This is a genomic window from Cobetia sp. MB87 (genome assembly GCF_011319755.1).
In the GTDB taxonomy this organism is placed as follows: domain Bacteria; phylum Pseudomonadota; class Gammaproteobacteria; order Pseudomonadales; family Halomonadaceae; genus Cobetia.
The window spans coordinates 44,669-54,280 of record NZ_VFBC01000001.1 but is presented as its reverse complement, the minus strand read 5'-3'; the positions used below and the strand labels follow the sequence as shown (position 1 = coordinate 54,280).

The window sequence follows — 9,612 nt, the reverse complement described above, 5'->3', positions numbered from 1 at the left end:
TTGGTGACCTTGTCACCACTCATCGGCAAGCGCTCACACGAATTACCTGATCAAATTTTTAAAGAGCGTCGCTGTTAAGCGAGGAGGCATATTCTACCCGGAACGCTTGAGAAGTCAAGCACTTGATGATGAGTCAATCGACTGCCTCTAAGCATCAGCAAGCGGTGAGGAGCGTTGCTCGATCACCTGTACCGTAAGGAGTGCGGCGTATTCTAGCGAATCGCCCGGGATTGTCAATCGATGATTTCGAAGCGGACTTCAAAAAACATCAAATAAAACAATCACCTGCAAACCTTGATCACCGCTGGTAACGCCATGCGTCCCCGGCAGCGGATGCGTACTTTACGCAGGAATCGGTTTGATGGCAAGGGCTTTTTGGCCAGACATCCCTGTCAATTCAAACAAGCTCATGCAGGCACTGCGTGCTCCAGCATCAACTGCAGTGACTCTCTTCCCCGCCAGCGATTGCGCGACAGCTTGTAAGCACACTTCAGCGAGGCCCCCACGCCGAATGCCGGTGATTCTCCCGGCGACAGCGCACGGAACCAGATCGCCTTGAGGCGTGTACGCCCGAGCGAGAGTTCCAATGACAAGTGCGTGCCATCGGCGCCTACCGTCCTGAGGCTCTCGACCAGGAAGCTGCCCTCGAAGAGAGGCGCCTCGAACTCACGCCCGAAGGGCGCCAGACGCTCGAGCTCATCCAGCGTCTCCAGACTCAACTGCCCTTCCACCAGCTCACCATCACTGAGAATCAAGGGATTGAGCGCCTTCTCCCCCAACTGCTCCGCGGCTGCCTGTTGCAGGGCACGAGTGAAGGTATCCTTTTCCGCCAGCGGCAAGCCCACCCCGGCGGCGCCGCGATGCCCACCGAAGCGCGGCAGACACTGCGGCGCAAGATCATGGGCGCGCTGCAGCGCATCCCGCAGGTGCAATCCTTCGATGGAGCGCCCGGAGCCCGTCAACATGCCGGGCACCGCGGCTGGTGTCAGCACGACGGTCGGTCGCCCGAACTGCTGCACAAGACGCGAAGCGACGATGCCCTGCACCCCGGGATGACCATCCTCCAGGTGGACCACGATCACCTGGTGCCCTTCCCGCAAGGAGGTGAGCGCCAGGGCACGTGCCGACTCCACCATCTCGGCTTCGATCGCCTTGCGTGACTGGTTGTCCTGATCGAGCACTTCCAGTGCACGCTGCGCCGCGTCGTCTTCACGCGCCAGCATGAAATGCAGCGCGGCGTAGGGATCATCCAGACGCGAGCGGGCGTTGATGCGCGGCCCCATCTGGAAGGCCAGCGTCTCGGCATTGAAGGGCACACTATCCGCCCCGAGCCGCTCTGCCATCGCGCGCCAGCAGGGCTCCTGCATGCGGTTGATCAACGTAAGGCCCAGATTGACCACCGCGCGGTTGATCGCACTTCCTCCCAGTGACACACAGTCCGCCACCGTTCCCAGCGCCACATAGGACAGCCACGGCGACAACTTGGGTGCGTCGCTCGGCAACCTGCCCTGTTCAATCAAGATGTTGCGCGTCAAGGACATGGTCAGCCAGGCGACCATGCAACCGGCAATGGTCGCGTCGGGGTAGGCGCAGTCGTCTCGCGTCGGATTGACGGTCGCGTAGGCGGAAGCCGGCGGCCCTTCCTGAGGCAACGCGTGGTGATCCGTCACCACGACCTCTATCCCCGCCTCCTTGAGCAACGCCAGACGCGCCTCATCACTGGAGCCGCAATCCGCGGTCACGATCAATGACGGGCGCGGCGAGAGCGTCATGATGCGTTCAACCAATGGCAGACTGATGCCATAGCCATCATGGATGCGATGGCCGATCAGACTGTGCACGCGGTCGTAGGGCACATCGAACAGCTCGGTCAGCGTGCGTAGCATCACCACATGCGAGGTGATGCCATCCACGTCATAGTCGGTGAGGATGCCGATATGCTCCCCCTCGACAACGGCGCGCGCGATGCGCTCTGCCGCACGCCGGCCATCGGCCAGCCGTTCGGGATGCTCGATATGCCGGAGCGCCGGCGTGACCAGCGCCTCCAGAGGGGCCTTGCAGCTCTCCAGCGTCAGGCGCCCTGCCAGTACACGTGCCTGCAATTCGCTGAGCCCGGTCGCGATGCCCTGCTGATAGAGATGCTCGTCACGCGCGCGCGGCTGAATGACCCGCGCAATGCTGGCCGCAAGCGTGCGCTCGTCCGGACGACTCATGGGGTCTTGCGAGAATGGGGGCGACACGGGGGAAGTGACAGACATGAGAGCTCCTGACAAACGACATGGCCGTCATCTCGGCAGCGGACTGCAGACATGACGGCCATGAAAAGATGACTGCCGATCACCCCGAACGGGCCAACCGGCAGTTGCTGCAATCACCCGCGGCGATTCTCGCGCACGAAGTCCTGCACTGCCGCCAATTCCGCCGGCAGTACGCTGTAACGCTCCTCACGCTCCAGCAGGTCATGCAGATGCGGCGGGAGATCGACACCAGCAAAGCCGGCTCGCGCCACCGCTTCCGCGAACTTGGCCGGATGCGCCGTCGCCAACGTGATCATCGGCGTCGCGCTATCGGTACGGCAGACCTCAGCCGCACGATAGCCGGTTGCCGTATGCGGATCGAGAATCTCGCCGGTGCGATGGTGCGCCTCACGGATGACCTCGAGGATCGTCTCATCATCGACACTGTGGCTGGAGAACAGCTCACGCAGCCTGGCCAGCGGGGCATCCGCCAGCGCTGCCGGTTCACGCGAGAAGTGCTCGAGCAGCTCACGGATCGCCTGACCATCGCGGCCATAGGCCTCAAACAGCAGGCGCTCGAAGTTGGAGGACACCACGATATCCATCGACGGTGCCAGCGTCGCCTTCAGCTCCTGACGCGAGAAGTCATTGGAGGAGATGGTGCGATGCAGGATGTCGTTGGCGTTGGTGGCGATCACCAGCTGGCGCACCGGCAGCCCCATGCGTGAGGCCAGATAACCGGCAAAAATATTGCCGAAGTTGGCCGACGGCACCGTGAAGCTGACCTGACGTGCCGGGGCGCCCAGCGCCACACCGGCAGCCACGTAGTAGACGGTCTGGGCCATGATACGCGCCCAGTTGATCGAGTTGACCGCGACCAGGCGCGTGCCATTCAGGAAGTCCTGGTCGGCGAAGCTGGCCTTCACCATCGCCTGGGCATCATCGAAGTTGCCTTCAATGGCGATGTTGAAGACGTTGGGTGCCAGCACGGAGGTCATCTGGCGGCGCTGCACTTCGGAGACACGGTTGTGCGGATGCAGAATGAAGATATCCACATGATCGCAGGCACGGCAGCCTTCGATGGCGGCGGAGCCGGTATCACCGGAGGTCGCGCCCATGATCACCGCACGCTCACCGCGCTTGGCGAGGAAGTGATCCAGCAGGCGACCCAGCAGCTGCAGCGCGACATCCTTGAAGGCCAGCGTCGGCCCGTGGAACAGCTCCAGCAGGTAATGGTTGCTGTCGAGCTGATTGAGCGGCACGACGGCATCGTGACTGAAGGTCGCGTAGGTCTCGCGCACGATGTCACGGAAGGTCTCGTCATCGATGGCGCCATCGACGAAGGGCTTCATGACACGGAAGGCGATTTCCGCGTAGGACTCACCGGCCATCGCCGTCAGTTCGTCGGCGCTGAACTGCGGCAGGGTTTCCGGCACGTACAGGCCACCATCGCTGGCAAGCCCCGTGAGAACCACATCTTCAAAACCGAGCGCCGGCGCCTGGCCGCGCGTGGAGATATAACGCATGTCGTGTCTTCCCGTGGCTCTTGCCACCGTTATGATTCTTGCTCTTCCGGCCTGCGCCGGCTGCCCAGCGGGGCAGTGCCATCACCGTCGATAGCCCCGCCCCGTTTGCCCGCGATCAGGCGTTGTCGTCGAGATCCTCGACACGAATGCGCACCACGGAACCGGCGACATCCACCAGCGCTTCCAGCTGACGAATCGCTTCGTTCATGTGCAGTTCGCGCGCACGGTGCGTGAGCAGAATGATCGGCACCAGCTCCCCTTCGGTGGCTTCCTTCTGGATGATCGCCTCGATGGAGATGCCCTGCTCGGAGAGGATCGACGCCACACGCGCCAGCACGCCCGGGCGGTCCACTGCGTGCAGACGCAGATAGCAGGCCGTCTCGATCTCTTCCATCGGCAGGATCGGCAGGGTGTCGCCGTGCTGATTGATCTCGGCGAAGGCCAGATACGGCACGCGGTAGCGGTGGTCGGTGGCGATATCGCGCGCCACGTCGAGCAGGTCCGCGACCACGGCAGAGGCCGTCGGCTCGGCACCGGCGCCGGCACCGTAGTAAAGAGTCGGACCGACAGCGTCGCCCATCACCTCGATGGCATTCTTGACGCCATGCACGTTGGCCAGCAGACGCTCCTTGGGAATCAGCGTCGGATGCACGCGCAGCTCGAGGCCCTTGGCCGTGGCGCGAGTGATGCCCAGATGCTTGATGATGTAACCCAGGTTATCGGCCTGCTCGATGTCCTCGGCCGTGATGCGCGAGATGCCTTCGGTGTAGGCCTTGTCGAACTGCAGCGGCACGCCGAAGGCGATCGAGGCCAGGATGGTCAACTTGTGCGCGGCATCGATGCCTTCGACATCGAAGGTCGGATCGGCTTCGGCATAGCCCAGCGCCTGTGCCTCGGCCAGCACGTCCTCGAAGCTGCGACCTTCATCACGCATCGCGCTGAGGATGAAGTTGCCGGTGCCGTTGATGATGCCGGCCAGCCACTGGATACGGTTGGCACCCAGGCCTTCACGCAGCGACTTGATGACGGGAATGCCACCGGCCACTGCGGCCTCGAAGGCCACCATCACGCCCTTCTCGGCCGCGGCACGGAAGATCTCGTTGCCGTGGACGGCGATCAGCGCCTTGTTGGCGGTCACGACATGCTTGCCATTGGCGATGGCTTCCATCACCAGCTGATAGGCGACATCGTAGCCGCCGATCAGCTCGACCAGCACGTCGATCTCGGGATTGCGCGCGACCTCGAAGATGTCATGCGTGCGGCTGACGCCGGTGATATCGCAGTCAGGATTGTCGCGTCGTGCGCCGACCTGTTCGACGATGATCGGGCGTCCAGCACGACGCGCAATCTCATCGGCATTGCGAATCAGCACGTTATAAGTGCCGCCGCCTACGGTCCCTAGACCACAGATTCCTACTTTCACCGGTTTCAACGTCGCTTTCCTCTCTTGTTACGGTATCCAGCCTTGAGGGCCGCGCCACTGTCAGCGACGGCCTTGCCGATCTCACGTCGGTCTATTATCCAGACATCCTGCACGTACGTCTGTCGTGACCACGGTAGCAAGGCAGGACGCCCTGTCAACGCGCAGTCTTGTCGCCTGTGGTTCATGTGATTCGTGTGGCTCAGTCATCGATGCCCAGCATGGTGGCAAGACGCTCCACCGGCAGGTAGCCCGGCACCATCTGGCCATCCGGCATCACGATGGCCGGGGTGCCCTGCACTCCCATGCGCGTGCCCAGCTGATACTGGCTTTGCACCGGCGCATCGCAGCTGGCCGCCTGCTTGGGCAATTCGCCTTCATTCTTGATCTGGTTCATCGCCTCGGTACGATTCTCGGCGCACCACACCTGCGCCAGTTCACGCGCGCCCTGCGAGCGCATGCCACCGCGCGGGAAGGCCAGATAGCGCACCTCGATGCCACGTGCATTGAGCTCCGGCACTTCCTGGTGCAGCTTGCGGCAATACGGGCAGGTGGTATCGGTGAAGACACTGATCACCGCCTTGACCTCACCCACCGGGCGGAAGATGACCATATCATCTTCACTCACCTCGGCCAGCAGCTTGAGGCGCTCACCATTGGCCTTCTGCTCGCTGAGATTGACCAGCCCCTTGTCGCCATCATTGCGGTACATCTCACCCACGATCAGATGCTTGCCGTCGATATCGGTAAAGAAGCTCTCGCCACTGGTCAGGCGCACCTCATAAAGACCATCGATCGGGCTGGAGGCCAGTGATTCGACCGGCAGCGGCTGGCCATTGACGACGAGCTTGTCGCGCAGATCATCCAGCGCATCAGCCTGGACCAATGGCGCCACCAGCGTCAGCATGGCGCCGGCACTCATGAGGCGAATCGCACGGGACAGGGTCTGCGGACGACGGAAAGACTTGCTCATCAAACACTCCTTGGCGTCCGCGCGCAGAGGAAAGGACACTCAGCCACGCGGATGATGTTCGGCATGCAGACGCTCCAGACGCGCCTGGGCCACATGGGTATAGATCTGGGTCGTGGAAAGATCACGATGCCCCAGCAACAGCTGCACGACACGCAGGTTGGCACCGTGATTGAGCAGGTGCGTGGCGAAGGCATGGCGCAGCGTATGCGGTGACAGAGGCTTGCTGATGGCCGCAGTCACGGCGTGGCGCCGGATGCGATGCCAGAAGGTCTGTCGCGTCATGGCCTTGTCGTGTCGGCCAGGAAACAGTGCCGGGCGCGTCTGGTCGGCCATCATCGCAGGTCGGCCAACGGACAGCCAGCGTGACAACCAGTCACAGGCCTCCTCGCCCAGCGGCACCAGCCGCTCACGATCGCCCTTGCCGGTGACACGCACGACGCCCTGGCGCAGATTGAGCGCATCGACACTCAGATTGACCAGTTCGCTGATACGCAGCCCCGCCCCATAGAGCACTTCGAGCATGGTGCGGTCGCGCAGCCCGATGGGCGTCTCGAGATCCGGCGCCTCCAGCAGGCGCTCGACCTCCTCCTCATCCAGCGTGCCCGGCAGGCTGGGAATCACGCGCGGCAGGCGCACCTCATGCAGCGGGTCCGCCTCGATCATGCCTTCGGCCAGTGCCCAGCGATAGAAGCGCCGCAATGCCGACAGCAGGCGCGCCGTGGAGCGCAGCGCATGCGACTCACGCCGCGAGTCACAGAAGGCCTGCACCTGCTGCGGTGCCACGCTCAGCAACGGCACCGCGTCAGCGTTCGTCTCCGACTGATCGACCAACCAGCGCCGCCAGGCCGCGAGATCACTGCGATAGGCGCCGAGCGTATTGTCACTGGCACCCCGCTCTAGCCACAACGTATCGAGAAAGGCCTCGACCAACGCATCGTCGTCCATCATTCCCGCTTCCCCATCCTGAATGACGCGCCATCCGCGCTCGCCGTGGCCGTCATGTACCGCGGCACCGAGCCTGCGTGAGCCTCGATTCTACCGTGATGCCCTGACGATGAAATGAATCTGCTGCAAGTCACACCGGATTTCCCTGATGCACAAACACGAAGACCCCGCCATGCATCGCATGGCGGGGTCTTCGTATGGCGGAGGAGCAAGTGGCAATTCGCTCCTCCGCAGTACTGCCGAGTTCTGCAGTCAGGGAATGCGGAGCGCTTAGCCCAGCTTTTCCTTGATGCGTGCAGACTTGCCGCTACGCTCACGGAGGTAGTACAGCTTGGCCTGACGGACGTCACCACGACGCTTGACGTCGATAGCGGCAACCTGCGGGCTGTAAGTCTGGAAGGTACGCTCGACGCCCACACCGTGGGAGATCTTGCGGACGGTGAAGGCGGAGTTCAGACCGCGGTTACGCTTGCCGATCACCACGCCTTCGAAGGCCTGCAGACGCTCGCGGGTACCTTCGACGACCTTGACCTGGACGACGATGGTGTCGCCCGGTGCAAAGGCCGGGATTTCCTTGGCCATCTGCTCGTTTTCGATCGCCTGGATCAGTTTATTCTTGCTGCTCATCGCTAGCTCCAAATTCGTTAGCATCAACCCTGGGATTGATGTTCGTCATGACCCCGGCACCGCAAACGGCCTTGAACACGGGGATCGACCTTGTGTGTGACGCGCCACGGAACTCCCGCAAGATGACTCCGGGCCGTGCCGCACCTCCGCCACGGTGGCGGCCTTCTCCTGACAGCGAACCTTCGGTTCGCAGCGGTCAGGCCTTGCCTTTCCGGGCGTGCTGCGCGATGAACTCGTCGAGCAGCTTGCGCTCCTCACGAGTCAACGTGCGACTCTCCAGCAAATCCGGACGCCTGAGCCAGGTACGTCCCAGAGACTGCTGCAACCGCCAGCGCTTGATCAGGGCATGATTGCCACTGAGCAGAACATCCGGCACCCGCTTGCCGTCGATGACTTCAGGGCGGGTATAGTGCGGACAATCGAGCAGGCCATCGGTGAAGGAATCCTCCTCCGCGCTGGCTTCATGCCCGAGTACGCCCGGCACCAGGCGTGCCACCGTATCGATCAGGACCATGGCCGGCAGTTCCCCGCCAGACAGGACGTAATCGCCGATCGACCACTCCTCGTCGATCTCCTCTTCCACCACGCGCTCATCAATGCCTTCATAGCGTCCGGCCACCACGATCAGACGCTCTTGGGTCGCCAGTTCGCGGGCACCGGCCTGATCCAGCTTGCGGCCTTGCGGGGAGAGATAGATCACACGAGCGTTGTCACCGCCAGCGGCGCGGGCGTCACGAATGGCGCCACGCAGGGTCTCGACCTTCATCAACATGCCGGGACCACCGCCGTAGGGACGATCATCGACCGTACGGTGCCTGTCGGTGGCGTAGTCGCGAGGATTCCAGAAATCGACCTCGAGCAGGCCCTTGTCGACCGCTCGGCCGGTCACGCCACTGGCGGTAATCGCCGTGAACATTTCCGGAAACAGGCTCACTACACCAATCCACACAGGCGTCAGCTCTCTGTGCTTAACATCAGAATTCGGGATCCCAGTCGACGCTCATGCGCCCAGCAGTGAGATCCACATCGCGAACCACCTGATCGGGAAGGTACGGCACGAGCCGTTCCTTCTCATCGATGCTGTCGTCGTTCGGCTTTATCACCAGAACGTCGTTGGCACCGGTTTCCATCAGGGTGCTCACTTTCCCGAGGCGCTGGCCATCCAGCGTTACCACCTCGAGACCTTCCAGTTGATGCCAGTAGTACTCACCGACTTCCAGCTGCGGCAGGTGCTGCTTGGGCAGGAGAATCTCCGCCCCGGCCAGCTCCTGTGCTGCTTCGCGACTGTCGATACCTTCGAGCTGTGCCACCAGGCCCTTGCCATGGCGACGTGCCTGAGCGAGGCGGGCGGGAATTTGCTTCCCGTCCAGCTTCAGCATCCAGCCAGCGTAATCGAAGATGCCGTCAATCGGGCTGGTGTAGGAATACACCTTGAGCCAGCCTTTGACGCCATAGGGGCTGGTAAGCTTCCCCATTACCACGACATCATCGTCATGCGATGACGCTGCGGTCGGCTGCGGGTTGTTCGGTTGAGTAGGCATCCTGGAATCAAGCCTGCTGCTTGCCAGCTTCCTTGATCAGCTGAGCGACACGGTCAGAGACCTGTGCGCCCTGCTGCTGCCAGTGAGCGACGCGCTCGAGATCGACGCGCAGACGCTCTTCCTGGCCGCGAGCGACCGGGTTGAAGAAGCCGACGCGCTCGATGAAGCGGCCATCACGAGCTGTGCGGGAATCAGCCACAGCGAGGTGGTAGAAGGGACGCTTCTTGGCGCCACCACGTGCCAGACGAATGGTAACCATTGCGTAATCTGTCCTTCGTGTTGAAGTGAAAATCGTGCCACAGAACTCGTCTTCGCATGGAGGGTCCACACGAAGAGGCGACAT

Annotated in this window: 9 protein-coding genes; all 9 read right to left on the bottom strand. The window is 62.4% G+C overall.

Going from position 1 to position 9,612, the window contains the following annotated elements:
* Window positions 1-407: 407 nt before the first annotated feature.
* The 9 genes from CDPAHKCJ_RS00255 to rpsP all read right to left on the bottom strand — a co-directional run bounded on the left by CDPAHKCJ_RS00255 (window position 408) and on the right by rpsP (window position 9,528).
* Window positions 408-2,213, bottom strand: coding sequence for a DHHA1 domain-containing protein (locus CDPAHKCJ_RS00255; protein WP_166017830.1), 1,806 nt, complete (start codon window positions 2,211-2,213; stop codon window positions 408-410).
* A 158-nt stretch (window positions 2,214-2,371) separates the two neighbouring features.
* The gene (thrC, locus tag CDPAHKCJ_RS00250; RefSeq protein WP_166017816.1) at window positions 2,372-3,763 is read right to left on the bottom strand and encodes a threonine synthase; all 1,392 of its coding nucleotides are present in this window, start codon (window positions 3,761-3,763) and stop codon (window positions 2,372-2,374) included.
* A gap of 115 nt (window positions 3,764-3,878) precedes the next feature.
* Window positions 3,879-5,195 carry a homoserine dehydrogenase gene (locus tag CDPAHKCJ_RS00245; protein WP_166017814.1) on the bottom strand — a complete coding sequence of 439 codons (1,317 nt, stop codon included), beginning with the start codon at window positions 5,193-5,195 and terminating at the stop codon, window positions 3,879-3,881.
* 190 nt (window positions 5,196-5,385) lie between these two features.
* Window positions 5,386-6,156 carry a DsbC family protein gene (locus CDPAHKCJ_RS00240; protein ID WP_166017811.1) on the bottom strand — a complete coding sequence of 257 codons (771 nt, stop codon included), beginning with the start codon at window positions 6,154-6,156 and terminating at the stop codon, window positions 5,386-5,388.
* A 39-nt stretch (window positions 6,157-6,195) separates the two neighbouring features.
* Entirely contained in the window at window positions 6,196-7,101 is a 906-nt protein-coding gene (xerD, locus tag CDPAHKCJ_RS00235; protein WP_166017827.1) for a site-specific tyrosine recombinase XerD, read from the bottom strand.
* A 270-nt stretch (window positions 7,102-7,371) separates the two neighbouring features.
* On the bottom strand, window positions 7,372-7,728 hold the full coding sequence (gene rplS, locus CDPAHKCJ_RS00230) for a 50S ribosomal protein L19 (protein ID WP_043336437.1): 357 nt from the start codon (window positions 7,726-7,728) through the stop codon (window positions 7,372-7,374).
* Between the two features lie 196 nt (window positions 7,729-7,924).
* Complete coding sequence (trmD, locus tag CDPAHKCJ_RS00225) at window positions 7,925-8,677, bottom strand: tRNA (guanosine(37)-N1)-methyltransferase TrmD (protein ID WP_043336440.1); 753 nt, start codon at window positions 8,675-8,677, stop codon at window positions 7,925-7,927.
* A gap of 25 nt (window positions 8,678-8,702) precedes the next feature.
* Window positions 8,703-9,269, bottom strand: coding sequence for a ribosome maturation factor RimM (gene rimM, locus CDPAHKCJ_RS00220; protein WP_166017810.1), 567 nt, complete (start codon window positions 9,267-9,269; stop codon window positions 8,703-8,705).
* Window positions 9,270-9,276: 7 nt separating this feature from the next.
* The gene (gene rpsP / locus CDPAHKCJ_RS00215) at window positions 9,277-9,528 is read right to left on the bottom strand and encodes a 30S ribosomal protein S16 (RefSeq protein ID WP_043336448.1); all 252 of its coding nucleotides are present in this window, start codon (window positions 9,526-9,528) and stop codon (window positions 9,277-9,279) included.
* Window positions 9,529-9,612: the final 84 nt, after the last annotated feature.